Raw genomic sequence first — 25,451 nt, forward strand, 5'->3', positions numbered from 1 at the left:
GCCATGAGCCACCTGCCCCACCTGCGCCGCACGGCCGCCGCCGCGGTCCTCGTCATCACCGCCGCCGTCGGCCTGTCCGCGTGCAGCGGCGACGACGGCGAGCCGGCCGGCAACCCGTCGGCCGACACCGACGGCGACGGGGTCTCGCCCGCCGAGGCGCTCGGCTTCGCCAAGACCCGCCTCGACGAGACCTCCGGCGTCCGGCTCACCCTCGCCACCGAGGACTCCCCCGACGCCGACGCCTTCCTGTCCGAGGCCACCGGCGTGATCACCGCCGACCCGCCCGCCTTCGAGGGCAAGGCCTCCGGCAGCTTCGGGGGGCTGCCGGCCGACGGCGTCGACATCATCTCGGTCGACGGCACCACCTACGTCAACCTGCTCGGCTCGTTCAGCGAGTTCCCGCTGCCCGAGTGCGTGCCCGACCCGGCCGGGCTGCTCGACCCCGACACCGGGTTCGCCACCGTGCTCACCGCGGCCGACGACGTCGAGGCCGGCGAGCAGCAGCGCGGCGGGGCGGACAACGACGAGATCTTCACGCCCTACACCGCCACCGTGCCGGGCACGGCCGTGACGAACCTGCTGCCCTGCGCGCCCGGCGAGTCGTTCCAGGCCACCTTCGACCTCGACGACGACGGCCTGCTCCGCAACGCCGAGATCACCGGCGAGTTCTTCCCCGAGGTCGGCGAGGTCACCTACACCATCGCCATCGACGAGTACGACGTCGAGCAGGAGATCACCGCCCCGTGAGCGGCGCGGCCGCGCCGGTGCTCGACCGCCGTTCGCGGGCCCTGCTGGTCTTCTGCGCCGTCGCGGTGGCCTTCGCCGCCGTCGACACCTACGTCGTCGTCCTGGCGCTGCCCGACATGATGGCCACGGTCGGCATCAGCGTCGACCAGCTGCAGCGCGCGGCCCCGATCGTCTCGGGCTTCCTGCTCGGCTACGTGGCGATGCTGCCCCTCATCGGCCGCATCGCCGACCTGCGCGGGCCCGTACCGGTGCTGGCCGGCTCGCTCGTCACCTTCGCCGTCGGGTCCGCGGTCACGGCGGTCTCGTGGGACCTCGCCTCGATCGTGGTCGGCCGGTTCTTCCAGGGCGTCGGCGGCGGCGGGCTCGTGCCGGCCACGATGGCCCTCGTCGCGGCGCTCTACCCCGTCGAGCACCGCGGGCTGCCCCTCGGCCTCGTCTCCGCCGTCCAGGAGTTCGGCAGCGTGCTCGGACCCCTGTTCGGCGCCGCCGTGCTCGCCTTCACCTCGTGGCAGGGCATCTTCGCCATCAACTGCGCAGGTGGCGTGCTGCTGTGGGTCGCCGTCCGTGCGCTGGCGCGTGCGACGCCCGACACCGGCGCCGGCGCCGGCGCCGGAACCCCGCCACGGCACCGGGCCCGCACGGTCGCCCGCGTCGTCGCGGTCGTGCTCACCGTGCTCGCCTTCGCCGCGGTCCACGTCACCGTCCACCCCGTCGAGTCCGTCCGCCGCGACATCGACTACGGCGAGGTCTACGTGCCGCTCGTCAACGACGGCGGCCGCTGGACGACGCCGGTCGGCGTCGCCGCGATCGGCGTCGCGCTGCTCGCGCTGCTCGTCGCGCTCGTCGCCCTCGACCGACGACGCCTGCGCCGCACCCTCGCCGAGGTCGACCTCACCGGCGCCGTCCTGCTCGCCGTGGCGCTCGGCGGCATCGTGCTCGCCTTCGCCACCGCCGACCCCGAGGTCTCGGTGTTCTCCGACCAGGGCCCGTGGTTCCTCGTCGTCGCCGCGGCGGCGACGGTCGCGCTGGTGGTGCACCTGCGGCGCGACGCCGACCCGCTGGTACCCCGCGGAGCCCTGGGCGCCACGCCGGCGTGGGGCTCGCTCGTGGTGAGCCTGCTGGTCGGGTGGGCGCTGATCGCCGCCCTGGTCGACATCCCCCTCTTCGCGCGCACGGCCGAGCGCGGCTACGACCAGCTCGACGCCGCCCTGGTGCTGATGCGCTTCCTCGTCGCGCTGCCGGTCGGGGCCGTCGTCGGCGGTCTGCTCGTCCGGCACGTGCCGGCCGGGGTGGTCACGGCCGTCGGCATGGCCGCGGCCTCGGCGTCGTTCTGGTGGATGTCGACGTGGGACACCGGCACCCTCGCCTCGTTCTCCAGCAACGTGCCGCTGGTGCTCGGCGGGCTCGGCTTCGGCCTCGCGCTGGCGCCGGTCAACGCGGCGATGCTCGCCTCGACCCGCGACGACGCGCACGGCATCGCCTCCGCCCTCGTCGTCGTCGCGCGCATGGTGGGCATGCTCGTCGGCATCTCGGTGCTCACCACCTACGGGCTCGCCCAGCTCTACGACGCCCGCCGCGCCGACCCGTCCCTCGGCGTCCGCGCGCTCGGCATCCTGCAGGAGCAGGCCGTCTTCTCCGGCGGCGCCGTCGTCGCGGCCGTCGCCGCCGTGCTGGCCCTCGTGCTCTTCCGGGGGGCCGCCACCCGGGCGGTCGACACGCGGGACGTGCTCCGTTCGGTCGGCTGACCGACTACATTTCTCGATCGTGCCTGACTTCGCTGACCTGGAAGCCGCCAACAAGGCCTACGCCGACCGCTTCGACAACCCCGGCCTCGAGGGCCGTGCCTACAAGGGTGTCGCCGTGGTGACCTGCATGGACTCGCGCATCGACCCCCTCGGCATGCTGGGCCTCAAGCCCGGCGACGCCAAGATCCTGCGCAACCCCGGCGGACGCGTCGACCCGATCGCGCTCGAGGCGCTCGTGCTCGCCGTCCACCTGCTCGACGTCACGCGGGTGGTCATCGCCCCGCACACGCGCTGCGCCGTCGCCTCCAACACCGAGTCCGAGCTGCGGGCCCGCATCGAGGAGTCGGCCGGCATGGAGGCCGGCTGGCAGTCGATCCACGTCGTGCGCGACCAGCTCGAGTCCCTGGCCGACGACGTCCAGAAGGTCCGCACGCACCCGCTGATCTCCGACTCGGTGCTGGTCGGCGGGTTCATCTACGACGTCGACACCGGGCTGCTCGACCGCAAGTTCTGACCGGCGCGCCCGCGCCGCGGGCCGCCGTCGCCGAATCGCCACTCCTTGGCCGGGTTTGACACCCTGGGCGGGATCGCCCTGCCGTCGAGCCCCTGAGGAGCCCCACCGTGTCGACGACCGTCATGGCCGCCGAGGAGTCCGGGCTGGTCGGCTGGGTGCTCGACCTCATGGAGCGGTTGGGCGAGGTCGGCGTCGGCGTGGCCGTGTTCGCCGAGACCTACCTGCCGCCGATCCCGTCGGAGGCCGTGCTGCCCGTCGCCGGCTACCTGGCCTACGAGGGCCGCATGGACCCCGTGCTGGCGATCGTCTGGGCCACCGTCGGCTCGGTGATCGGCGCCTGGGGGTGGTGGGTGATCGGGGCGATGCTCGGCCCCGACCGCAGCCGCGCCCTGGTGGCCCGGGTACCGCTGATGCACGGCGAGGACGTCGACAAGGCCCAGGCGTTCTTCGACCGCTGGGGAGCCGTCGCCGTGCTGGGCGGGCGGTGCGTGCCGCTGGTCCGCAGCTTCATCTCGATCCCGGCTGGCATCGCACGGATGCCGTTCGTGCGCTTCACGGTCTACACGCTCATCGGCTCCGCGATCTGGAACGGCCTGTGGATCGGGCTCGGCCTCGCGCTCGGGCCCGCCATGGAACCGGTGCTGACGCGCTGGAGCGGGGTGCTGTCCTACGTGGCCGTCGGCGTCGTCGCGGCCTTGACCGCGTGGTTCGTCGTGCGGCGGATCAGGCGTGAGCGGCGCCGGGCCGACGACGAGGTCGCTCAGGCGTCGAGCGCCTCGACGTCGACCTCGTAGGCCCCCTGCACGATGAACTCCTTGCGCGGTGCCACCTCCGAGCCCATCAAGAGCTCGAAGACCGACGCCGCGGCGTCGGCGTCGTCGACGGTGAGCTTGCGCAGCGTGCGGTGGCGCGGGTCCATGGTGGTCTCGGCCAACTGGTCGGCGTCCATCTCACCGAGGCCCTTGTAGCGCTGGACGGGATCCTTCCACTTCACGTTCTTCTTCTTCAGCTCGGCCAGCCGGCGCTGCAGCTCGTCGTCGGAGTAGGTGTAGACGTACTTGTCCTGGCCCTTGCGGGGAGCCGAGATCTCGATGCGGTGCAACGGCGGGACGGCGGTGTAGACCCGGCCCGCCCGGACGAGCTCGGGCATGTACTTGAAGAACAGCGTGGCCAGCAGGCAACGGATGTGAGCGCCGTCGGAGTCGGCGTCGGCCATGAAGATGATCCGGCCGTAGCGGGTCGCGTCGATGTCGAACGTGCGGCCCGACCCGGCGCCGACGACCTGGATGATCGAGGCGCACTCGGCGTTCTTGAGCATGTCGCCGACCGAGGCCTTCTGCACGTTGAGGATCTTGCCGCGGATCGGCAGCAGCGCCTGGAACTCGGAGTTGCGAGCCAGCTTGGCCGTGCCGAGCGCGGAGTCGCCCTCCACGATGAACAGCTCGGTGCGGTCGTTGTCGGCCGATCGGCAGTCGGCCAGCTTCGAGGGCAGCGTGGAGGACTCGAGCGCGTTCTTGCGACGCTGCGTCTCCTTGTGCTGCCGGGCCGCGATGCGGGTCTTGGCGGCGCCGTAGACCTTCTCCATGAGCGGGCGCGACTGGCGCTTGTCGGCCGCCTTGGACGAGGTGAGGAACTCGGTGAAGTGCCGCGCCACGATCTTGCGCACCTCGGCGCGGACGGCGGGCGTGCCCAGGATCTCCTTGGTCTGGCCCTCGAACTGCGGCTCGGCCTGACGCACGGTGACGACGGCCGTCATGCCCTCGAGGATGTCGGAGCGCTCGACGTCGGTGTCGTTGACCTTGAGCACCTTGGCGGCCCGCATCGCCTCGTTGAACGGCTTGAGCAGCGCGGCCTCGAACCCGGCGACGTGCGTGCCGCCCTTCGGCGTGGCGATCACGTTGACGAACGAGCGCATCTCGGTCTCGTAGCCGGTGCCCCACCGCACGGCGATGTCGACACCGAGCTCGCGCTCGACGTCCTGCGGGGTCATGTGGCCCTTGTCGTCGAGCAGCGGCACGGTCTCGGTGAACGACCCGGTGCCCTGGATGCGCAGCACCTCGGTGACCGGCTCGTCCTTGGCCAGGAAGTCGACGAACTCGGCGATGCCACCGTCGTGCCGGAACTTCTCCTCGGTCGGGTGCTCGCCGCGCAGGTCGCGGATGACCAGCTCGAGGCCCGGCACGATGAACGCCGTCTGGCGGGCCCGGCCGACCAGGCCGTCGAGCTCGAATCGGGCCTCCTTGGTGAAGATGCGTCGGTCGGGCCAGAACCGGACCCGGGTGCCGGAGGCGCCCTTGGCGACCCGCTTGCCCTTGCGGCTCAGGCCGCTGCCCGGCACGAAGCCGGCATCGGGCCCCTCACCGTCGAAGACCCCCGGGGCGCCGTGGCGGAAGCTGATGCCCTGGGAGGCGGGCGAGCGGTCGACGTCGATGTCCATGCGCGCCGAGAGCGCGTTGACCACCGACAGACCGACGCCGTGCAGGCCGCCGGTGGCGACGTAGGACCCACCGCCGAACTTGCCGCCGGCGTGCAGCTTGGTCGCGACGACCTCGACGCCGGGCAGCCCCGTCTTGGGCTCCTTGTCGGTGGGGATGCCGCGACCGTCGTCGTGGACCTCGGCCGAGCCGTCGGCGTGGAGCGTCACCTCGACCCGGTGGGCGACACCGGCGAGCGCCTCGTCGACGCCGTTGTCGATGATCTCCCACAGGCAGTGCATGAGGCCGCGGGTGTCGGTGGAACCGATGTACATGCCGGGTCGCTTGCGCACCGCCTCGAGTCCCTCGAGGACGAGGAGGTGGGCGGCGTTGTAGGTGTTGTCGGCGATCGTGCACTCCCGGGTGAGACGGACCAATCGGAGATCGGGGCAGACTCGAATCTACTAGCGACACGCCGCACGTCGGTGGTCCCACGCCTCACCGGGCGACGTCACGATGGGGACACGAAACACCGAAGTCACCGAGATTCGCATCCGCGGGGGCTCCACGGACGTCACACTCGTTCCAGGCACCACCGTCGGCACAACTCAACATCAGGTCCACCCCACCCCAACCGGACGACGTCGTCCGGAGCGTGAAATCTCTCCACCCGGGGTAGACCGTCCGTGATGAACTGACGTGGCGAGCGCCACCCGCCGCAAGGAATCTTGGGATTCCTCGCTACGTTGGACAAGGCACCGACCGAAAGAGAAGAGGTCCCTCGATGACGACTGCAACTGCCCCCAGCGCCGCCCTGACTGCTGAGGACCGCTGCGACCGCTGCGGTGCCCAGGCCTACCTCCGGGTAGAGCTCCAGAGCGGCGGCGAACTCCTGTTCTGCGCGCACCACGCCCGCGAGCACGGCGACAAGCTGAAGGAGGTCGCGACGACCGTGGTCGACGAGACCCACAAGCTCTCGCGCACCCCGGGATCGGCCACCGACGGCGAGCGCTGACGAGCCGAACCCCCTCAGCCACGAGATCGACGACGGCCCCGGACCTCACGGTCCGGGGCCGTCGTCGTGCCCGGAGGCCTGCCCGGGACCCGTTGTCGCGGATTCACACCCAGGAATGAACTGCCAACCCTGGGATCCGCGGCCCACTCGTGCGATGCTTGGTCCACGCCAGGCCGCCTCCGACAATCTGCCCCCCAGTTGTCGGATTCGGCCTGGCGCCTTGCTGTATCAGATCAGCTCGCGCCCGCCGAGGTAGCCCCGCAACACGGGCGGCACGGAGATCTGCCGCTCGGCCGTCTGGTGGTTCTCGGCCAGGGCGGCGAGCAGCCGCGGCGTCGCGACCGCGGTGTTGTTGAGCGTGTGGGCGATCTTGATCGTGCCCTCGGCGTCGCGGTAGCGCAGGTTGGCGCGGCGGGCCTGCCAGTCGTGGAGCGTCGAGCAGCTGTGGGTCTCGCGGTACTTCTCGAGTGAGGGGAACCAGGTGTTGATGTCGTTCATCCGGTACTTGCCGAGACCCATGTCACCCGTGGCGCACTCGACGACCTCGTAGGCCAGGCCGAGGTCGCGCAGGATCGTCTCGGCGGTGTCGAGCAGCACCTCGTGCCAGCGGGCCGAGATGGCGTCGTCGTTCTCGCAGATGACGAACTGCTCGACCTTCTCGAACTGGTGCACGCGCAGGAGTCCGCTGACGTCGCGACCGGCGCTGCCGATCTCGCGGCGGAAGCACGGCGACGTGCCGGCGTAGAGCAGCGGCAGGTCGGCGTGGGACAGGATCTCGTTGCTGTGCAGCCCGACGAGGGCGACCTCGGCGGTGCCAGCGAGGTAGAGGTTGTCGGCCGGGAGGGCGTAGGTCTCCTCGCGGCCCTTGGGGAACATCCCGGTGCCGGTGAGCGCGCTCTCGCGCACGAGCACGGGCACCGAGATGGGCGTGAACGAGCGCTGGATCATCAGGTCGAGGGCGTAGGAGTGGATGGCGCGCTCGAGCAGCACCAGGTCGCCCTTGAGCGCGTAGGCGCGCTGGCCGGCGACCTCGCGCGCTCGCGCGAACTCCACCCAGCCGCGCTGCTCGAACAGCTCGACGTGGCTGAGCGGCTCGAAGTCGAACTCGGGCCGCTCGCCGACCGTGCGCACGACGGTGTTCGCCGACTCGTCGGGACCGACGGGTGCGCCCTCCCACGGGATGCCCGGCGTCTGCAGCATGAGGTCGTCGAGGCTCGCCGTGGCCTGCGCGAGCTCGTCGCGCAGTGCCTTGAGGTGCTCGTCGGCCGTCTCGTGCTCCACCTTCATCTCGGCCCGGCGCGCCTCGTCGGCGCGCGCGAACTCCTTGGCGAACCTCTTGCGGGCACCCTGGGCGTTGTTGACCTGCTCGGTGAGCTGGCGGACCCGGGCGTCGAGGTCGACCAAGGCGCCGACGTCGAGGTCGAGACCCTTGTCGACGGCGGCCTGCTGGACGACATCCGCGTGGGCGCGGATGAACTTGCGATCGAGCATCGTGGGGTGGTCTTAGCTCAGTCGAGGTAGTCGCGCAGGACCTGCGAGCGGCTGGGGTGACGCAGCTTGCTCATGGTCTTCGACTCGATCTGGCGGATGCGCTCACGCGTGACGCCGTAGACCTTGCCGATCTCGTCGAGGGTCTTCGGCTGGCCGTCGGTGAGGCCGAACCGCATCGACACCACGCCCGCCTCACGCTCGGAGAGCGTGTCGAGGACGGCGTGCAGCTGCTCCTGCAGGAGGGTGAAGCTGACGGCGTCGGCCGGCACGATCGCCTCGGAGTCCTCGATGAGGTCGCCGAACTCGCTGTCGCCGTCCTCGCCGAGGGGCGTGTGCAGCGAGATGGGCTCGCGGCCGTACTTCTGGACCTCAATGACCTTCTCGGGGGTCATGTCGAGCTCCTTGGCGAGCTCCTCCGGGGTGGGCTCGCGGCCGAGGTCCTGCAGCATCTGGCGCTGGACGCGGGCGAGCTTGTTGATGACCTCGACCATGTGCACCGGGATGCGGATGGTGCGGGCCTGGTCGGCCATGGCCCGGGTGATCGCCTGGCGGATCCACCACGTGGCGTAGGTCGAGAACTTGTAGCCCTTGGTGTAGTCGAACTTCTCGACCGCACGGATGAGGCCGAGGTTGCCCTCCTGGATGAGGTCGAGGAAGAGCATGCCGCGACCGGTGTAGCGCTTGGCGAGCGAGACGACGAGACGCAGGTTGGCCTCGAGGAGGTGGTTCTTCGCGCGCCGACCGTCCTCGGCGATCCACTCGAGCTCCTCGTGCACCTTGGCGCTGATCTTGCCGCCCTTGGCCAGCTTCTCCTCCGAGAACAGGCCGGCCTCGATGCGCTTGGCCAGCTCGACCTCCATCTCGGCGTTGAGGAGCGGGACCTTGCCGATCTGCTTGAGGTAGTCCTTGACCGGGTCGGCCGTGGCACCGGCGACCATGACCTGCTGGGCCGGCTCGTCGGTGTCGTCGGCCGAGGAGACGACGAACGACGAGGTGGCGGTGGCCTCCTCCTCGTCCTCCTTGATGGAGGGGTCGGCGGCGACGTCCTTCTCGAACTGCTCGTCGGGGACGTCGGGCAGCACCTTCTTGCCGTCGGGCCCGACGGCCGGAGCGGCCGCGTCCTTCGTGGCCGGTGCGGCGGGCTCGCCGGATGCGGCGGCCTTCTTGGCCGGCGCGGCCTTCTTGGCCGCGGTCTTGGCGGCGGGCTTGGCGGTGGCGGTGGCGGTCTTGCGCGCCGCGGCGGCCGCGGCCACCCGGGTGTCGGCGGGCAGCTGCACGCTGAGGCCGCGCTCGCTCAGGTGGGCGAGCAGCGACTTGAGGTGGCGCGGCTCGACGCCGGCGGCGTCACTGGCCCGGCGTACCTGGTCGGGACTGAAGGCACCGGTCGGGGCGGCCTGCTCGATGAGCTCGAGGATGGCGGGGTGCGCCAGCACCTCGGTGGGGATCTTGCGCGCGTTCGAGGACACGAACACCTCTCGTCAGGCAGGTGGGACCGGGCTGGACTACGGCGGGCGGGACGACGGGGGCCGGGCATCGCGCTCAAAGGCGCGACAAGGACCCCTGTCGTCAAGAGCCGCTCTCGTATTCTGCCACGTGCGGGGTGACGGCCCGACCGCAACCCGTTCAGCAGCGCCTCACGATGTGCTCAGGCTGCCTTCAGCAGCCGCCGTGCGACGGCGCTGCGAGGTCAGCCGGCGGCCTTGGCCTCCGCCTTCTTGGCCTTCTTGTAGTCGCGGACCTTGAGCAGGCTCTCGGGGTCGACGACGTCGGCCACCGAGCGGTAGCCGTCGAGGGCGTAGTCGCCGGCGACGGCCTCCCAGCCCTCCGGGCGGACGCCGGCCTGCTTGGCCAGCAGCGCGACGAAGATCTTCGCCTTCTGGGCGCCGAAGCCCGGCAGGGCCTGCAGCCGCCGGGCGAGGTCCCTGCCCGCGGTGGCCTCGGTCCAGATGCGCTCGGCGTGGCCGTCGTAGGTCTCGACGACGATGCGCGCGAGCTCTTGCAACCGCGCCGCCATCGAGCCCGGGAAGCGGTGGACCGCCGGCGGCTGCGAGCACAGCGCCTGGAACTCCTCGGGGTCGGCGGTGGCGATCACGTGGGGGTCGAAGGTGCCGAGACGCTCGGTGACCTTGGCCGGCCCTCGGAAGGCGTGCTCCATCGGGTACTGCTGGTCGAGCATCATGCCGGCGAGCAGCGCGAACGGGTGGTCGGTGAGGATCTGGTCGGCCTCGTCGAGACCGGTGATGCGGTAGGGCACGGGCGCGGCCTCAGGCCTTGACGGCCAGCACCGGGCAGTGCGCGTCGAGCAGCACCCGCTGGGCGTTGGAGCCGAGGATCAGCTTGCCCACCGGGGTGCGGCGGCGCAGCCCGATGACGATGAGGTCGGCATCGCTCGACTCGGCGACGCTGACGAGGTCCTCGGCGGCCTCGAAGCCACGCACGAGCTGCCGGATGTCGAACTCGACCCCCGCCTGCTCGAGGCGGGCGCGGACGTCGGCGAGGTCGGGCTCGGCCTCGTGGCCGCGCTCGCGGTGCGAGTGGACGACGACCAGGTCGGCCCCCCGGAGACGCGCCTCCTCGATCGCCTTGTCGAGAGCGGCATCGCCCTCCGGTTTGGGCACGTATCCCACGACGACGGTCGGCATGCGGGCACGTTACCGCGCGCGACCCGGCGGGGCACCTGTGGAGAACTCCGCGGCCCGTCGTCGTCCTGGGGCAGGCTGCCGCCATGCCCTCCGACCACCCCGAGCCGCTGCCGAGCGCGATCGTCGAGCCGGTCCCCCGCGACCTGCAGGCGCTCCTGCGGCGCGCGGTGCTCGGCCTCGCTCGCGAGACCCGGCGCTCCTTCCCGCCGGTGGTGCACGTCGGGGTGCCCGGGGCGAGGGTGGCGCGCCTCGAGCTCGGCGACCAGCGGCTCGACCACGCCCTGCGCGCCGACGCGGTGCTCGCGATGGTGCGACGCACCCGCCAGCCCGGACCCGGCGCCCTGCTGTGGCTCACCCGCCCGGGCACCCCGGAGGTGCGCGACGTCGACATGGCCTGGCTGGCCGCGGCCCGCACGGCGTCGGCCGAGCTCGCCCAGCGCCTGCCGATGGCCGTGGTGACCCGCCGGGCGTGGCGCGACCCGGCGACCGGCGTCGGGCGCGAGTGGGCGCGCATGCGCGAGCGGCCCGGACCTGGCGGCTAGGGCAGGCTCACGACCAGGTGTGCACCGGCTCGTTGGAGTGCATGCGGTCGCGGTAGTCGAGCAGCGTGGCGCGCAGCGCGTCGAAGCGGTCGAGGTGGCCACGGGCCGCCATGGCCCGCACGAACCACTCGGCTCCGTTGGTGCCGGCCAGGCACCGCTGCTCGATGATGCCGAGCATCCGGTCGATCGTGGTGCCGTCGACGCCCCACGCCTCGAGGCCTTCCTGCGCGAGCGGCAGCAGGCGCCGCAGCACGAGCTCGGTGGCCCGTACCTGCCCGACGCCTGGCCAGTAGACCTGGGCGTCGATGCCGTGCTGGGCCGCGACGTGGAAGTTCTCCTCGGCCGCGCTGAACGACATCTGCGACCACAGCGGCCGCTCGCTCTCGGCCAGCGACCGCACGAGACCGAAGTACAGCGCGGCGTTGGCCATGGTGTCGGCGACGGTGGGGCCGGCGGCCAGCACCCGGTTCTCGACCCGCAGGTGCGGCACCCGGGCCTCCGGCGGACCGGTGACGTCGTAGACCGGCCGGTTCCAGCGGTAGATCGTGCCGTTGTGCAGCCGCAGCTCGGAGAGCGAGGGGGTGCCGCCGTCGTCGAGGACGGCGAGCGGGTCCTCGTCGTCGGTGATCGGCAGCAGGGCCGAGAAGTAGCGCACGTTCTCCTCGAACAGGTCGAAGATCGAGGTGACCCACCGCTCGCCGAACCAGACCCGGGGCCGCACGCCCTGCGCCTTGAGCTCCTCGCTGCGGGTGTCGGTGGCCTGCTCGAACAGCGGGATCCGGGTCTCGCGCCACAACTGCCGGCCCAGCAGGTAGGGCGAGTTGGCGCCCACGGCGAGCTGGATGGCCGAGATCGCCTGCGAGGCGTTCCAGTAGTCGGCGAACCGCTCGGGCGAGGTCTGCACGTGCAGCTGGGTGCTGGTGCAGGCCGCCTCGGGCAGGATCGAGTCGGAGGTCGTCTCGAGCCGCTCAGGCCCCGCGATCGTGATGGCGAGGTCTTCGCCGCGGGCATGCAGGATCTGCTCGCTGAGCAGGCGGTAGCGCGGGTTGGCGCTGATGCTGTGCATGCCCATGTGGCCCTCGTCGAGGGTCGGCAGGATGCCGATCATCACCAGGTGGGCGCCGACCTCGGCCGACTTGGACTCGGCGTCGTTGAGGCTGCGCCGCAGGTCGGCCTCGAAGGTCTCGAGGCCGCCCTCGCGCAGTTTGGCCGGCGGCACGTTGATCTCGATGTTGAACTGCCCGAGCTCGGTCTGGAAGTCGGGGTCGGCGATCGCCTCGAGCGCCTCGGCGTTCTTCAGGGCGGGGTCGCCGGTCTCGTCGACCAGGTTGAGCTCGACCTCGAGCCCGGTCATCGGGTCGTCGGTGTCGAAGGCCGCCTCACGCAGCATCCGGGCGAACACGTCGAGGCAACGGCGCACCTTCTCGCGGTGCCGGGTGCGATCGGCGGGGGTGAACTCCTGGTGGTCGACCTCTTCGCCCATCCCCCGACCCTAGGGCGTGTGGCGCACCCTTGGGACCCTCCTAGAGGCCCTCCTTCCAGTCGAAGCCGTCGTCCCACACCGAGGGCGGCACCGCACGCTCGAGCGCCTCGGCGACGAGCCGGGCGAGGCCGTGGTCGGGCTCGACCTGCTCGCAGCGCTCGATCGCACACCACGCGAGCGCCCCGTCGCCCGACTGCCACGCCGCCCACGCCAGGACGCCGGCCGGGGCCGCGACGAGGTCGTCGGGCGCGCGACGGACCAGGTCGGCGAAGAGCGCCGCCGCCGAGCGCGCCGCGGCCCGGTCGATCGCCGACCAGGCGGCGTCGCGCACCCGCAGCTCGCGCATGCCGCGCAGCAGCCGCGTGGCGTCGTCGTCGGACGCCGTCGCGCCCGTGGCGAGCAGGCGCCGCACGGTGGCGTGCACCCAGGTGCCCTCGGCGAGGCGGCCGGCCCTCGTGGCCAGGTCGGCCGGCGGCTCGGTGTGGGCCGCCAGGGCCGCGACCCGTGCGACGCCGGCGGCATCGGGGGCGAGGCTCTCGGCCAGCTCGGTGCGCGAGCCGCGCAGCACCCGCCCGTCGACCACGGCCTGGGCCAGGAACGGGTGGACGTCGAGGGCGCCGCGGTCGAGCGGCACCCCGCGACGTCGGAGGTCGTGGTCACCGCCCTGCAGCGGGAACCATCGCTCGGGACCCACGTGCAGCGCCTCGATGATCGGGACGTCGTGGCGGCGGAAGACCGTGCGCAGGGCGCGCCAGGCGTCGGCGGCGCGCCGCGGGTGGTCGGTGTGCACGAGCAGCACGACCCGGCCCACCCGGTGCTGCAGGGCGGGGCGCACCAGCGTGTCGGCGAGGGCCCGCATGGCCCGTGCGTCGTCGGGCAGGTCGACCCGCGCGTGGAACGGGTGGGTGGCGTCGAAGGTGAGCATCACGACCGACTCGCTCGGCCAGAAGCCGAGCACGACGGCGGAGGCCGCGATCAGGTCGACGGGGGAACGGGCGGTGAGCTGGGTGGGTCCGGGTCCGGGTGGCCCGGCGGGCAACGTGTCGGGTGTCATGGCCGCGACGCTGCCCGGCGGCGGGGACACTGCAGTCCTCCGCCGGAGGGGGCTGTGGACAACTCTGCGGAAAGGGCTCCTGTGGACGATTCCGGGACGCTTCCACAGCCCGACGGGGCCGATCGGGGGCCGGCGGGGGCCGAGCGGACACAATGACCGGGTGCGTCAGCATGCGTCGGTCCTCCACCTCGACCTCGACGCCTTCTTCGCCGCCGTCGAGCAGCGCGACAAGCCGTCGCTGCGGGGCAAGCCCGTCGTCGTCGGCGGCGTCGGCGGCCGGGGCGTCGTGGCCACGGCGTCGTACGAGGCCCGCCGTTACGGCGTCCGCTCGGCGATGTCGACGCGCGAGGCCCGCTCGCGGTGCGCCCACGCGGCCTTCCTCACCGGACGCTTCCACGCCTACCAGGCGGCCAGCACGATCGTGATGAGGCTGCTGCGCGAGGTCTCGCCGCTGGTCGAGCCGCTCTCGCTCGACGAGGCGTTCGTCGACCTCGCGGCGGCCGGCCTGCCCGACCTCGAGGTCGAGACGGTCACCGACCTCGCCCGGCGGCTGCGCGAGCGGGTGCACGACGCGACCGGCGGCCTCACCGCCTCCGTCGGGCTCGGCACGTCGAAGTTCATCGCCAAGGTCGCCAGCGACCTCGAGAAGCCCGACGCCCTGGTCGTCGTGCCGCCCGGCACCGAGCGCGACCTGCTCCGGCCGATGAGCGTCACCGTCATCCCCGGCGTCGGTCCGGCCACGACCGAGCGCCTGCGCCGCGCCGGGGTGCACACCGTCGCTGACCTCGAGGCCGTCGACCTCGACGAGCTCGTCCGACTGGTGGGCAAGGCCCACGGCAGTGGCCTGCACGCCCTCGCCCGGGCCGACGACGACCGGCCCGTCGTCGCCGAGCGCGAGGCCAAGTCGGTGAGCGTCGAGGGCACCTACGAGACCGACCTCACCGACCGTCGGCTGATGGACGCGCTCCTGACCCGCCAGGCCGGCGACGTCGCGCGCCGCCTCGGCACGCACGGCTTGTCGGGTCGCACGGTCTCGATCAAGGTGCGCCTGCACGACTTCACGACGCTGAGCCGGTCGGCGACCCTCCCCTCGCCCACCGACACCGCCGCGACGATCGCCCGGGTCGCGCGCACCCTCATCGCCGACCTCGACACCTCGGGCGGCGTGCGCCTGCTCGGCGTCGGCGTCTCCGGCCTCGCCGACTGGGTGCAGGAGGACCTGTTCGCCGACGCCGATCCCGCCGAGGGCCCCGACGCCCCGACCGACGACGGACCCGAGATCACCGCCGACGAGCTCGCCGAGGCCGGCGTGAAGGCCCGACGGGCGCCGTACGCCCCCGGCCAGGACGTCGTCCACGACGAGCTCGGACGGGGCTGGGTGTGGGGCTCGGGCCGCGGCGTCGTCACGGTGCGGTTCGAGACCGCCGAGAGCGCGAAGCCCGGGCCGGTGCGCTCCTTCGCGCTCGGCGACCCGCTGCTGCACCCGTGGCGCCCGGACCCGCCGGCGGCCGAGACGGAAAACGAGGTGCCCGACGCCGTCCTCGACGCGTAGCGTCGTCCGGCGTGGAGATCACCCCCGTCGACCTGAGCAGCGACGTGGCACTGCGCGCCAGCTACGACGTCGAGCGCCGCGCGGTCCTCGCCGGGCGCGAGGGCATGCCGCACTGGTCGTGGCCGGAGATGGCGGCGACGTTCCGCCACCCCGACCCCGGTGAGCGGGCGGACCTGCTCGGCGGCTGGGTCGAGGGCCGCATGGTCGCCGGCGCGGTGCTGTTCTCGGGCCTGCTCGACAACCTCGACAAGAGCTGGCTGGGCGTCGTCGTCGACCCCGACCACCAGGGCCGCGGCCACGGGCGCGCGATGCTCGAGCACGTCGAGCGGCTCGCCGCCGACGCCGGGCGCACGGTGCTGCTCGCCGAGACCAAGCTGCCGTTCGACGAGGTCGCGACGCACCGCAACCGGCGCTTCGCCGAGGCGGCCGGTTACGACTTCTCCAACGTCGAGGTGGTGCGGCACCTGCAGCTGCCGCTGCCGACCGCCGACCTCGAGCGCTGGTCGGCCGAGGCGCGGACCAGGCACGCGGGCTACCGCGTCGAGACCTACCGCGACCGGCTGCCCGACGACGTCGTCGTCTCGTTCGCCGCGATCTACGGCCAGCTCTCGGTCGACGCCCCCACCGGCGAGGCCGAGTGGGAGGAGGAGGTGATGACGGTCGAGCGTTTCCGCGCCAACGAGCAGACCCTCCTCGAGGCCGGGCGACGCATGTACACCACGCTCGCCCTCGCGCCCGGCAGCCTCGTCGCCGCCTACTCCACGATCGCCGTGCCGCCCGCCGGCGGGCGCACCGACGCCTCGCAGTGGGGCACGTTCGTCGGCCGCGAGCACCGCGGACGGCGTCTCGGGCTCGCGGTCAAGGCGGCCAACCTGCGCGCCGTCCAGGAGGCGCACCCGGAGATCCGCCGCGTGACGACGCAGAACGCCGAGACCAACGACCACATGGTCGCCATCAACGAGCAGATGGGCTTCGAGGCCGTCGAGGCGTCGGTGGAGATGATCAAGAGACGGTGAACCGGACGGCGTCGCCGGGCCGCAGCTGGGCACACACCGCGAGGTCGTCGCGCCGGACGACGGCGACCACCGGGTAGCCGCCGGTGACCGGGTGGTCGGCCAGCAGCACCACCGGCCGTCCGTCGGGCGGCACCTGCACGGCGCCGAGCACCGTGCCCTCGCTGGCCAGCTCGCGCTCGTCGACCCGCTCGAGCGGCTCGCCCAGCAGCCGGAGCCCGACCCGGTCGGCGGCGTCGCCGACGACGTAGGCCGTGGCGCACAGCCGCTCCCAGGTGCCCGGTGCGAAGCGGTCGACCCGGGGCCCGGGGACGACGCGCAGCGGCCCGCGCCTCGCCCGGCCCACGACGTCGAGCGCCACCGGTGCGGCGTCGTCGCGACCGACCGGCAAGAGCGTGCCCGGCCCGACCCGCGGGGGCCCGACCCAGGCGAGGGTGTCGGTCGAGCGCGAGCCGAGCACCGGGGCGACGTCCCACCCGCCGCCGACGGCGAGGTAGGAGCGCACGCCGGCGTCGACCGGGCCGAGGGTGAGCACCGCGCCGCGTGGCACCCGGACGGCGGCACCGTGGGCGACGGCGCGGCCGTCGACCTGCACGGCGCAGGGTGCCCCCGTGACCGCGACCCACCGGGCGCGACCGGCCCGCAGCGTGACGCCGGCCAGGGTCACCTCGAGGACGGCGTCGTCGTCACGACCGCCGACGAGGCGGCGGGCGAGGGCGGCCGCCGGCGCGTCGAGCGGCCCGGCGCGGGGCACGCCGAGGTGCGCGAGACCGACCCGGCCGGCGTCCTGGAGCGTGACGAGCCCGGGCGCCGCCAGCACCTCCCACGCCCCGTCCGCCGCCGTCATGCCGGCACGAACCGCACGCGGGTGCCCGGCGGCAGCAGCGCCGGCGTCGGCCGGGCCTGGTCCCACAGCGTGGCCCGCGTGTGCCCGAGCAGCCGCCAGCCCCCGGGCGAGGACGTCGGGTAGACGCCGCACCAGGTGCCGGCGAGCGCGACCGACCCGGCCGGCACGCGGGTGCGTGGCGTGGCGAGCCGCGGCACCGCGAGCTCGTCGGGCAGGCCGGCGAGGTAGGCGAAGCCGGGCGCGAACCCGCAGAACGCGGAGACGAACGTGAGAGCGGCGTGGCGCTCGACGACGCCGTCGCGATCGGTGCCCCATCGCTCGGCGACGTCGTCGAGGTCCGCGCCGTCGTAGGTCGTCGGCACCTCGACGACGGTGCCGTCGTGGTCGCGCTCCCCCGGTCTCCAGCGGGCCAGGACGGCGGCGACGGCCTCGCGGTCGGCGACCCCGTCGAGCAGCACGGTCTCGGCGGCGGGCACCACCTCGACGGCGTCGAGCCCGGCGTCGCGCACGAATCCGGCGAGGTCGAGCGCCGCGACGGCGTCGGCGACCTCGACCAGCAGCGCGTCGGGTCCGAACGGCCGGACGAGGGGCGGGGGCACGTGCCCAGTCTTCCCGACGACGAGGTGAGGGCCTCTTGACGGTATGAGCGTCAAGAGGCCCTCGGTTCGTCCGGTTGTGTGACGTCCGGACCCAGTGGGCTCGCTCTCGGACCCCGGGCACCCCGTCACCGGGTGCCCGCCGCGGGCCGGCCCGGAGGCCTGCTCGTGGTGCGGATCGTCGTGCTCACCTGCTGTCGCCCGTCGGGTGGACCGGGCGATTTGGCACTCGCTCGCGACCCGCTGCCCTCACCCGGGGCACCGCTCCCAGCCGCCCGAAGGCCGCCTGGAGGATGGTCGTCCGCTCCTGCCGATCCCCTCCGCCTCGACCGCCCTGGCGGGCCGTCTCGGTTTCGGTAGGGAGAGTTCTATGCCGCCGCAGCGGGGCGGCGCAAGAGGTTCGGCGGCGCCGATCCGACATTCTCCGGGTCACACAGCGCCGTCCACAGGCACCGACCGGTGGTCCACAGGAGCGGCGAGTTCTTCACACCTCGTCCCCAGGTGTGTCCACCGTCACAGGGCCGGTGGTCTAGAGCGGTGCGAGCACCCACCCCGCACTCTCGAGCGCCGTCCGGACCGCGCGGGCGTGCGCGACGGCGCCGGGCGTGTCGCCGTGCACGCACACCGAGTCGACCGACCGCGCCAGCTCGACGGCGTGGGCGGCGATCTGCGCACTCGACCCCAGCAGCGCGCCGGGCTCGCCGCGCGGCAGGAGCCGGCCGTCGACGCCGTAGCCGCGGTCGGGGAAGCCCTCGCGCCGGCAGGCCCGCCCGAGCGACGCCGCCTGGTCGAACAGCACCCCGGGCATGCCGAGCACCGGGAGCGTGCCCGAGCCGGCGAGCACGGCCGCCGCCTGCTCCTCGTCGTCGAGCACGCGGTGGTACAGCGCGCCGTGCGGCTTGAGGTAGGCCACCTGGGTGCCGGCGGCCGCCGCGATCTCGGCGAGCACGCCGACCTGGTGGGCGACCTGCTCGCGCAGCACCTCGTAGGCGACGTCGACCGGCACCCGCCCGAAGTTCGGCCGGTCGGCGTAGGAGACCTGCGCCCCGACCGCCACCCCGCGCTCGACGGCCCCGTCGCAGACGGCGCGCATGATCGCGGCCGACCCGGCGTGGTAGCCGCAGGCGACGTTGGCGCTGGTCACCACGGCGAGCAGCGCGGCGTCGTCGGTAACCTCCTCGCCGAGGTCGGCGTTGAGGTCGACCCGATGGGCGCTCACAGCGCGACGCCCCAGAACTCCTCGGTGACGCGGTAGCCGAGCCGGTCGTAGAGCGCCCGCGCGCCGTGGTTGTGCGCGAAGACGTTGAGCCCGAGCGCGTGGTGGCCGTGCTCGCGCGACCACAGCGCTGCGGCGCGCATGAGTGCGGCGCCGTGGCCGCGCCGGCGTCGGGCCTCGTCGACGACGACGTCGTAGACGTAAGCCGTCGGTCGGGCGGTCTCGAGCCACAGCGACCCGACGCGCTCACCGTCGACCGTGCCGACGAAGAAGTGGTGGTGCTCGGTGCCGAGGCCGTCGGGCAGCAGCTCGGCGTGGCTCTCGCGCGAGACGCGCGCGGCCTGCTCGGGCGACTCCCCCGAGGCCACGCGCTCGGCCGCGTAGGCCTCGACCTCCTGCTCCTCCCAGGCCCGCCAGGTGGCGTCGTCCATCGGCTCGAGCGTGAGCACGCCCTCAGCCGGGAGCGACGGCCCGAGCGGGAGCGCCATCTGGGTCGAGAACGGCGCGAAACCGCCGTCGGCCACGAAGGCCTCGGCGAGGGCGTCGCCGGGCGAGACGGTCACGGCGAGGCGGAGCGCGCCGTCGGCGACCGCGAAGGAGACGACGGCACGGCGGACCGCGGCGACGAGGGCGGCGTCGTCGAGGCTCAGGTCGACGACCGAGCGGGTCGTGCCGTCGTCGACGAGCCACACCTCGCCCACGGTCGCGCCGTCGTGCCGGACGGCGAGCAGGCGGCCCCGGTCGCCGACGCGGGCCAGCTGTCGCTCCGCGGCCCGCCGCGCACCGTCGGCGTCGGGGTGCTCGTGGGCGTAGCGACGCCGCTGCAGACGCCCGACCAGGCCGTCGCGCGGACGGTCGGGCTCCAGCACGAGGTCGAGGGTCACGCCTCGACTCTGACATGGCACCGGCACCCGGCTACGGTCGCCGCATGCCCGACGCACCCTCGTCCGCACCGCGCGCTCCCCGCCGTCCGGTCACCACCGAGCACCACGGCCGCACCAAGGTCGACGACTTCGACTGGCTGCGCGACAAGGCCTCGCCCGAGGTGGTCGCCCACCTCGAGGCCGAGAACGACTGGACGACGGCGCGCACGGCGCACCTCGCCGACCTGCGCGAGACGCTGTTCGGCGAGATCAAGGCCCGCACGCGCGAGACCGACCTCTCCGTGCCCACGCGCGTGCGCGACCACTGGTACTACGGCCGCTCGTTCGAGGGCCGCGAGTACGGCGCCAGCTGCCGGGTGCCGGTCGCGGGTCCCGACGACTGGACGCCGCCGCAGCCGGCCGAGGACGCCCGCCCCGACGAGCCCGCGCTGCCGGGCGAGGAGGTGCTGCTCGACCTCGACGAGCTCGCTCGCGGCCACGACTTCTTCTCCCTCGGCGGCTCGTCGATCAGCCCCGACAGCCGACTGCTCGCCTACGCCACCGACGTCGTCGGCGACGAGCGCTACACGATCCGGTTCAAGGACCTCGACTCGGGCGGCCTGCTCGACGACGAGATCACCGGCACGCTCGGCGGCGGCACCTGGGACCGCGCCGGCGAGCACCTCTACTACACGACCGTCGACGAGACCTGGCGCGCCGACAAGGTCTGGCGCCACCGGGTCGGCACCGCCCAGGCCGACGACGAGCTGGTCTTCCACGAGACCGACGGCCGCTTCTGGGTCGGCGCCGGCCGCACCCGCACCGACCGCTACCTGGTGATCGCGAGCGGCTCGAAGACGACCAGCGAGTACCGCTTCCTCGACGCCGACGCCCCCGAGCTCGGGTTCCGGGTCTTCGCCGAGCGGGTCGAGGGCGTGGAGTACTCGATCGACCACGCCGTCATCAAGGGCGCCGACCGCTTCCTGGTCACCCACAACGCGGCCGGGCCCGACTTCGAGCTCGGCGTCGCCCCGACCGAGCCGACCCCGCGCGAGGGCTGGACGCCGCTCGTCCCCCACGACCCCGCCGTCCGGCTCGAGGACGTCGACGCCTTCGCCGGGCACCTCGTCGTCCACCAGCGCAGCGAGGGCCTCACGCAGCTGCGCATCATCGAGCTCGACGACGACGAGCACAGCCCCACCGGCCTCGGCGACGACTACCTCGTCGAGTTCGACCGCGAGGTCTACACCGTCGGCTCGGGCAGCAACCCGCGCTTCGACCAGCCGACGGTCCGGCTCGGCTACGTGACGATGGCCGTGCCGTCGTCGGTCTACGACTACGACGTCCGCACGCGCGAGCTCACCCTGCTCAAGCAGGCCGCGGTGCTCGGCGACTTCGACGTCGACGCCTACGAGGAGCACCGTCTCTGGGCGCCGTCGACCGGCGGCGAGCGGGTGCCGATCTCGCTCGTCGTCCGCCGCGACGCCCGGGCCGACGGTTCGCCGGTGCCGCTGCACCTCTACGCCTACGGCGCCTACGAGATGTCGTCCGACCCGTCCTTCTCGATCGCCCGGCTGTCGCTGCTCGACCGCGGCGCCGCCTTCGCGATCGCGCACGTGCGCGGCGGCGGCGAGCTCGGCCGCCGCTGGTACGACGACGGCAAGCTCGCCCACAAGCAGCACACCTTCGACGACTTCGCCGCCGCCGCGCGCCACCTCGTCGCCGAGGGCTGGACGACGGCCGACCGGCTCGTCGGCGAAGGAGGCAGCGCCGGCGGTCTCCTCATCGGCGCCGTGGCCAACCAGGCGCCCGACGCCTTCGCCGGACTCGTCGCGCAGGTGCCGTTCGTCGACCCGCTCACCTCGATGCTCGACGCGAGCCTGCCGCTCACGGTCACCGAGTACGACGAGTGGGGCAACCCCGAGGCCGACCCCGACGCCTACGACACCATCGCCGCCTACGCGCCCTACGACAACGTCGTCGACCAGCCCTACCCGCGGATCCTGGCCGAGACCTCGTTCCACGACACCCGGGTGCTCTACGTCGAGCCGGCCAAGTGGGTGTCGCGGCTGCGGGCCGAGGCGCCGGCGTCCGACGTGCTGCTCAAGATCGAGATGTCGGCCGGGCACGGGGGCGTCTCGGGCCGCTACCAGGCCTGGAAGGACCGCGCCTTCACCCTCGCGTGGATCCTGGACACCCTGGGGCTCGCAGACTGAACGTTGACCCTTCAACCATGAGAACTCCCTGAGATCTCGCCCGCCCGGCAACTCTGACCAATCCTCGGGCGTCCTTACCGACGAAGGCCCCTCACAGGAAGCCTTCCGGGTGATGTGGGAATCCCGCCTCCCCCGCGAACGTTGGGACAGATGTGATCGCAAGGTCGATCACGAGAGCGAAGGAGGGTCCCCCATGGCAACCAGGACCGCATCGACCACCCGAGAGATCGAGGGTCGCGACAGCGTCGGGCTGTACCTCGACGAGATCGCCCGCAACCCCCTGCTCGACGCAGCCATGGAGGTCGAGCTCTCCAAGACCATCGAGGCCGGCCTGATGGCCGAGGCCCTGCTCAAGGAAGGTCGGGTCGGCCGCAAGAAGGGTGGCGCGCCGATGCGCGCCACGCAGGAGGAGCTCGAGTGGCTCGCCGAGGAGGGCCGCAAGGCCGTCGACACCTTCATCACGGCCAACCTGCGCCTCGTCGTCTCGATCGCGCGCAAGTACGGCCGGGCGCAGATGCCGATGCTCGACCTCATCCAGGAGGGCAACACCGGCCTGATCCGCGCGGTCGAGAAGTTCGACTACACCAAGGGCTACAAGTTCTCGACCTACGCCACGTGGTGGGTGCGCCAGGCCATCACCCGCGGCATCGCGCAGCAGGCGCGCGTCGTCCGGCTGCCCGTGCACGTCGTCGAGGAGCTCAACCAGGTCGGCGGCGCCCGCCGCACCCTCGAGCGCCAGCTCGGCCGTGAGCCCGACCCGGCCGAGATCGCCACCGAGCTCGGCATGGACGTCGACCGCGTGCTCGACCTCATGGCCTGGGGTCGCGAGCACGTCAGCCTCGACACCCCGGTCGACGAGGACGGCGACACCTCGCTGGGCGACCTCATGGCGCAGGAGACCGCGCCGTCGCCCGACCTCACGGTGCTCGACACCGAGTCCCGCGACCGCCTCAACGCGCTCGTCGGCTCGCTCGACGACCGTGCCGCCGACATCATCCGCTCGCGCTACGGCCTCGTCGACGGTCGCCAGCACAAGCTCGCCGACATCGGCGCCAAGCACGGCATCTCCGCCGAGCGGGTGCGTCAGCTCGAGCGAGAGGCACTGCAGAAGCTGCGGCGCCTCGGCGACCCCGACCTCGCCGCCTGAGACCTGAGCATCGAGCTCCGCTGGCCCTCCGTCGAACGTACGACGGGGGGCCGGCGTCATTTCGAGTCAGCACGGGGCTACCGTCGGCGCCGTGCACATCGAGCCCGGCGACCTCCACGACCCCACGGTGGTCGCCTTCCTCGAGGCACACGTGGCCCAGCTGCGCGCCGTCACGCCACCGGGCTCGAGCCACGCGCTCGACCTCGACGGGCTCCGTCGCCCCGACGTGTCGTTCTGGACGGCGCACGACGCCGGCGAGCTCGTCGGGTGCGTCGCGCTGCAGACGCTCACCCCGACCCACGGCGAGGGGCACGTCGAGCTGAAGTCGATGCGCACGGCCCCGCACCGCACGCGCTCCGGCATCGGCACGGCCCTCGTCGTCCACGTGCTCGACGCCGCCGGGGCCGCGGGCGCGCGCCGGATCAGCCTCGAGACCGGCAGCTTCGAGTTCTTCGCCCCGGCCCGCCGGCTCTACGCCCGGCACGGGTTCGTCGAGTGCGAGCCGTTCGCCGACTACCGGCCCGACCCCGAGAGCACGTTCATGACCCGCGAGGTCGGCGGGCTCGGCTGAGCGCGGCGACCTCGTCCTCGACGTAGGTCGGCCGGGCGACGACGAGCCCGCAGGCCACCAGCGGCACGACGACGACGGCGAGGGCCAGCAACGACGCCGTCCAGCCGCCGGTGAGGTCGTGCAGCACGCCGAAGCCGAACGGCCCGGCGACCGAGAGCAGGTAGCCCGCCGACTGGGCGAACGACGACAGCGACGCCGTGCCCTCGGGGGTCCGGGCCCGTAGGCCGATCAGAGCCAGCACCAGCGGGAAGATGCACAGGGCGGCGCCGACCACCACCGCCCACAGCATGGCCAGGGTTCGCGGGGCGACGGCGAGACCCACGTAGCCGGTCACGAACAGCACGCCGAACGCGACCACCAGGGGCGTCACGTCGGACATCCGGGCCGCCAGCTGCGGCACCACGAACGACAACGGGATGCTGACCCCGGTCACCACCCCGAGCAGCAGGCCGGCGGTGGCGCTGGAGAAGCCGGCGTCGCGGTAGACCGCGGCGAACCAGCCGAAGACCGAGTAGGCCTGGATCGACTGCAGCCCGAACATGAGGGCGAGCGCCCGACCGGTGCGGGTGCGCGCGACGGCCGACAGCGGCACCCGGTCGGCCGCCTCCGCCCGCGGTCGGCCCCGGTCGCGGCGCAGCAGTGCGAGCCACGGCAGCAGGGCGACGGCGGCCAGCAGCGCCCAGGCGGCGAGCCCGGTGCGCCACCCGTCGGCGCCCGACCCGCCGATCGGCACGGTCAGCACGGAGGCGCTGGTCAGCCCGACGGCCAGAGCCGTGGAGTAGACCGCCGTCATCGTGCCCACCTGGTCGGGGAAGTGACGCCGCACGAGCGAGGGCAGGACGACGTTGGCCGTGGCCATGCCGGCCAGGGCGACGAGCGAGAGCGCCAGGAACGCCCACACCGTGTCGACGCGGGTCCGGGCGAGCTGGCCGGCGGTGACGGCGACGAGGGCCACGGCCACCAGCCGGTGCGGTCCGACGGCCTCGGCGAGCCGGGAGGCGACCGAGCCGAAGATCGCGAAAGCGACGACCGGCAGCGCGGTCAGCACGCCGGCCTCGGTGCCGGACATGCCGAGGCCGGCGCGGACGTCGTCGAGGACCGGACCGATGCTGACGGCGGCCGGGCGCAGGTTGAGGGCGAGGACGACGATCCCGAGCAGGACCAGCGCCCGGCCGGGCGACCGGCTCACGAGGCGGTCAGCTCGGCGTGGACCTCCTCGACCCGCGCGCGCAGCTGCTCGCGGGTGCCGGCGTTGTCGACGACGTGGGTGGCGATCGCGAGACGCTCCTCACGCGTGGCCTGGGAGGCGATGCGTGACTCGGCGTCGGCGCGGGTCCAGCCGCGGTCACGGAGCATGCGCTCGATGCGGACCTCGTCGGGCACGTCGACGACGACGACGGCGTCGAACTCGGCGGCCCGGCCGGTCTCGGCGAGCAGGGGGATGTCGTGCACGACGAGGTCGTCGGGGCCGGTGGCCGCCTCGAGCTCGGCGTAGCGCTCGAAGACGAGCGGGTGCACGATCGACTCCAGCAGCCGGCGCTGCTCGGCGTCGTTGAAGACGACCGCCCCGAGTCGCGGGCGGTCGAGGTCGCCGTCGGCGGTGAGGACGTCGGGGCCGAAGGCCTCGACGACCCGCGCCAGACCGGGCGTGCCACGCTCGACGACCTCGCGAGCGATCAGGTCGGCGTCGATGATCACCGCGCCCAGCTCGCGCAGGATGGCGGCCACCGAGCTCTTGCCCGAGGCGACGCCGCCCGTCAGTCCTACTCGCACACGGCGAGGC

The 25,451-nt window shown here is 73.2% G+C and carries 24 protein-coding genes; 11 read left to right on the forward strand and 13 right to left on the reverse strand.

Features of this window, described 5'->3' with window-relative positions:
• The first annotated feature begins 3 nt into the window (after positions 1-3).
• From ABFT23_RS13815 to ABFT23_RS13830, 4 genes are all read left to right on the forward strand, one after another.
• Positions 4-747: an LppX_LprAFG lipoprotein gene (locus tag ABFT23_RS13815; protein ID WP_347896111.1), complete on the forward strand. Its 744-nt coding sequence runs from the start codon at positions 4-6 to the stop codon at positions 745-747.
• Positions 744-2,492 carry an MFS transporter gene (locus tag ABFT23_RS13820; RefSeq protein WP_347896113.1) on the forward strand — a complete coding sequence of 583 codons (1,749 nt, stop codon included), beginning with the start codon at positions 744-746 and terminating at the stop codon, positions 2,490-2,492. The genes ABFT23_RS13815 and ABFT23_RS13820 overlap by 4 nt, the downstream gene beginning before the upstream one ends.
• Before the next feature lie 19 nt (positions 2,493-2,511).
• Entirely contained in the window at positions 2,512-3,006 is a 495-nt protein-coding gene (locus ABFT23_RS13825; RefSeq protein ID WP_347896115.1) for a beta-class carbonic anhydrase, read from the forward strand.
• Positions 3,007-3,113: 107 nt separating this feature from the next.
• A complete protein-coding gene (locus ABFT23_RS13830; RefSeq protein WP_347896117.1) occupies positions 3,114-3,800 on the forward strand; it encodes a DedA family protein in 687 nt (228 codons plus the stop codon).
• Here ABFT23_RS13830 and ABFT23_RS13835 read toward each other — a convergent pair.
• On the reverse strand, positions 3,767-5,755 hold the full coding sequence (locus ABFT23_RS13835; RefSeq protein WP_347897029.1) for a DNA gyrase/topoisomerase IV subunit B: 1,989 nt from the start codon (positions 5,753-5,755) through the stop codon (positions 3,767-3,769). The genes ABFT23_RS13830 and ABFT23_RS13835 overlap by 34 nt on opposite strands.
• A gap of 449 nt (positions 5,756-6,204) precedes the next feature.
• On the opposite strand from ABFT23_RS13835, the gene ABFT23_RS13840 reads away from it, so the two are divergent.
• The gene (locus tag ABFT23_RS13840) at positions 6,205-6,435 is read left to right on the forward strand and encodes a DUF7455 domain-containing protein (protein ID WP_347896119.1); all 231 of its coding nucleotides are present in this window, start codon (positions 6,205-6,207) and stop codon (positions 6,433-6,435) included.
• Positions 6,436-6,663: 228 nt separating this feature from the next.
• On the opposite strand, the gene serS is transcribed toward ABFT23_RS13840, so the two are convergent.
• The 4 genes from serS to ABFT23_RS13860 form a co-directional block, all read right to left on the reverse strand.
• Complete coding sequence (serS, locus tag ABFT23_RS13845; RefSeq protein WP_347896120.1) at positions 6,664-7,926, reverse strand: serine--tRNA ligase; 1,263 nt, start codon at positions 7,924-7,926, stop codon at positions 6,664-6,666.
• A 17-nt stretch (positions 7,927-7,943) separates the two neighbouring features.
• Positions 7,944-9,398, reverse strand: coding sequence for an RNA polymerase sigma factor (locus tag ABFT23_RS13850; protein WP_347896122.1), 1,455 nt, complete (start codon positions 9,396-9,398; stop codon positions 7,944-7,946).
• Positions 9,399-9,613: 215 nt separating this feature from the next.
• Entirely contained in the window at positions 9,614-10,180 is a 567-nt protein-coding gene (locus ABFT23_RS13855; RefSeq protein WP_347896123.1) for an HhH-GPD-type base excision DNA repair protein, read from the reverse strand.
• 10 nt (positions 10,181-10,190) lie between these two features.
• Complete coding sequence (locus ABFT23_RS13860; protein ID WP_347896125.1) at positions 10,191-10,568, reverse strand: universal stress protein; 378 nt, start codon at positions 10,566-10,568, stop codon at positions 10,191-10,193.
• 83 nt (positions 10,569-10,651) lie between these two features.
• Between ABFT23_RS13860 and ABFT23_RS13865 the strand changes: the two genes are divergently transcribed.
• A complete protein-coding gene (locus ABFT23_RS13865; protein ID WP_347896127.1) occupies positions 10,652-11,110 on the forward strand; it encodes a hypothetical protein in 459 nt (152 codons plus the stop codon).
• 7 nt (positions 11,111-11,117) lie between these two features.
• On the opposite strand, the gene ABFT23_RS13870 is transcribed toward ABFT23_RS13865, so the two are convergent.
• Positions 11,118-12,593, reverse strand: coding sequence for a glutamate--cysteine ligase (locus ABFT23_RS13870; protein WP_347896129.1), 1,476 nt, complete (start codon positions 12,591-12,593; stop codon positions 11,118-11,120).
• A gap of 40 nt (positions 12,594-12,633) precedes the next feature.
• Entirely contained in the window at positions 12,634-13,647 is a 1,014-nt protein-coding gene (locus ABFT23_RS13875; protein ID WP_347896131.1) for a DUF4192 domain-containing protein, read from the reverse strand.
• A gap of 160 nt (positions 13,648-13,807) precedes the next feature.
• On the opposite strand from ABFT23_RS13875, the gene ABFT23_RS13880 reads away from it, so the two are divergent.
• Together ABFT23_RS13880 and ABFT23_RS13885 are read left to right on the forward strand one after the other, a co-directional pair.
• Positions 13,808-15,199 carry a DNA polymerase IV gene (locus ABFT23_RS13880; RefSeq protein WP_347896133.1) on the forward strand — a complete coding sequence of 464 codons (1,392 nt, stop codon included), beginning with the start codon at positions 13,808-13,810 and terminating at the stop codon, positions 15,197-15,199.
• Positions 15,200-15,210: 11 nt separating this feature from the next.
• The gene (locus tag ABFT23_RS13885; RefSeq protein ID WP_347896135.1) at positions 15,211-16,215 is read left to right on the forward strand and encodes a GNAT family N-acetyltransferase; all 1,005 of its coding nucleotides are present in this window, start codon (positions 15,211-15,213) and stop codon (positions 16,213-16,215) included.
• Here ABFT23_RS13885 and ABFT23_RS13890 read toward each other — a convergent pair.
• The 4 genes from ABFT23_RS13890 to ABFT23_RS13905 all read right to left on the reverse strand — a co-directional run bounded on the left by ABFT23_RS13890 (position 16,202) and on the right by ABFT23_RS13905 (position 19,755).
• Positions 16,202-17,059, reverse strand: a complete 858-nt coding sequence (locus ABFT23_RS13890) for a 5-oxoprolinase subunit C family protein (protein WP_347896137.1) — start codon at positions 17,057-17,059, stop codon at positions 16,202-16,204. The two genes, ABFT23_RS13885 and ABFT23_RS13890, sit on opposite strands and share 14 nt — an antisense overlap.
• Positions 17,056-17,658 (reverse strand): 5-oxoprolinase subunit B family protein, encoded by a 603-nt coding sequence (locus ABFT23_RS13895; RefSeq protein ID WP_347896139.1) that lies wholly within the window; start codon positions 17,656-17,658, stop codon positions 17,056-17,058. Before ABFT23_RS13895 ends, ABFT23_RS13890 begins: the two co-directional genes overlap by 4 nt.
• 526 nt (positions 17,659-18,184) lie before the next feature.
• A complete protein-coding gene (locus ABFT23_RS13900; RefSeq protein ID WP_347896141.1) occupies positions 18,185-18,874 on the reverse strand; it encodes a 5-oxoprolinase subunit PxpA in 690 nt (229 codons plus the stop codon).
• Positions 18,871-19,755 (reverse strand): GNAT family N-acetyltransferase, encoded by an 885-nt coding sequence (locus ABFT23_RS13905; RefSeq protein ID WP_347896143.1) that lies wholly within the window; start codon positions 19,753-19,755, stop codon positions 18,871-18,873. The genes ABFT23_RS13900 and ABFT23_RS13905 overlap by 4 nt, the downstream gene beginning before the upstream one ends.
• Positions 19,756-19,799: 44 nt before the next feature.
• Between ABFT23_RS13905 and ABFT23_RS13910 the strand changes: the two genes are divergently transcribed.
• From ABFT23_RS13910 to ABFT23_RS13920, 3 genes are all read left to right on the forward strand, one after another.
• Positions 19,800-21,950: a S9 family peptidase gene (locus ABFT23_RS13910; RefSeq protein ID WP_347896145.1), complete on the forward strand. Its 2,151-nt coding sequence runs from the start codon at positions 19,800-19,802 to the stop codon at positions 21,948-21,950.
• Positions 21,951-22,143: 193 nt separating this feature from the next.
• Entirely contained in the window at positions 22,144-23,097 is a 954-nt protein-coding gene (locus tag ABFT23_RS13915; RefSeq protein ID WP_347896147.1) for a sigma-70 family RNA polymerase sigma factor, read from the forward strand.
• Between the two features lie 91 nt (positions 23,098-23,188).
• The gene (locus ABFT23_RS13920; protein ID WP_347896149.1) at positions 23,189-23,668 is read left to right on the forward strand and encodes a GNAT family N-acetyltransferase; all 480 of its coding nucleotides are present in this window, start codon (positions 23,189-23,191) and stop codon (positions 23,666-23,668) included.
• On the opposite strand, the gene ABFT23_RS13925 is transcribed toward ABFT23_RS13920, so the two are convergent.
• On the reverse strand, positions 23,637-24,857 hold the full coding sequence (locus ABFT23_RS13925) for an MFS transporter (protein WP_347896151.1): 1,221 nt from the start codon (positions 24,855-24,857) through the stop codon (positions 23,637-23,639). The genes ABFT23_RS13920 and ABFT23_RS13925 overlap by 32 nt on opposite strands.
• On the reverse strand, positions 24,854-25,441 hold the full coding sequence (coaE, locus tag ABFT23_RS13930) for a dephospho-CoA kinase (RefSeq protein ID WP_347896153.1): 588 nt from the start codon (positions 25,439-25,441) through the stop codon (positions 24,854-24,856). Before coaE ends, ABFT23_RS13925 begins: the two co-directional genes overlap by 4 nt.
• Positions 25,442-25,451 lie beyond the last annotated feature (10 nt).

The sequence above is a fragment of the Nocardioides secundeburneus genome (assembly GCF_039939255.1).
GTDB lineage: Bacteria > Actinomycetota > Actinomycetes > Propionibacteriales > Nocardioidaceae > Nocardioides.

Excerpts from the sequence above, each read along its gene's own strand:
- ABFT23_RS13870 (WP_347896129.1), bottom strand. The coding sequence starts at position 12,593 with ATGGGCGAAGAGGTCGACCACCAGGAGTTCACCCCCGCCGATCGCACC.
- ABFT23_RS13815 (WP_347896111.1), top strand. The coding sequence starts at position 4 with ATGAGCCACCTGCCCCACCTGCGCCGCACGGCCGCCGCCGCGGTCCTC.
- ABFT23_RS13860 (WP_347896125.1), bottom strand. The coding sequence starts at position 10,568 with ATGCCGACCGTCGTCGTGGGATACGTGCCCAAACCGGAGGGCGATGCC.
- ABFT23_RS13890 (WP_347896137.1), bottom strand. The coding sequence starts at position 17,059 with ATGACGGCGGCGGACGGGGCGTGGGAGGTGCTGGCGGCGCCCGGGCTC.
- ABFT23_RS13910 (WP_347896145.1), top strand. The coding sequence starts at position 19,800 with ATGCCCGACGCACCCTCGTCCGCACCGCGCGCTCCCCGCCGTCCGGTC.
- ABFT23_RS13835 (WP_347897029.1), bottom strand. The coding sequence starts at position 5,755 with ATGTACATCGGTTCCACCGACACCCGCGGCCTCATGCACTGCCTGTGG.
- ABFT23_RS13840 (WP_347896119.1), top strand. The coding sequence starts at position 6,205 with ATGACGACTGCAACTGCCCCCAGCGCCGCCCTGACTGCTGAGGACCGC.
- ABFT23_RS13915 (WP_347896147.1), top strand. The coding sequence starts at position 22,144 with ATGGCAACCAGGACCGCATCGACCACCCGAGAGATCGAGGGTCGCGAC.
- ABFT23_RS13865 (WP_347896127.1), top strand. The coding sequence starts at position 10,652 with ATGCCCTCCGACCACCCCGAGCCGCTGCCGAGCGCGATCGTCGAGCCG.
- ABFT23_RS13875 (WP_347896131.1), bottom strand. The coding sequence starts at position 13,647 with ATGACACCCGACACGTTGCCCGCCGGGCCACCCGGACCCGGACCCACC.
- serS (WP_347896120.1), bottom strand. The coding sequence starts at position 7,926 with ATGCTCGATCGCAAGTTCATCCGCGCCCACGCGGATGTCGTCCAGCAG.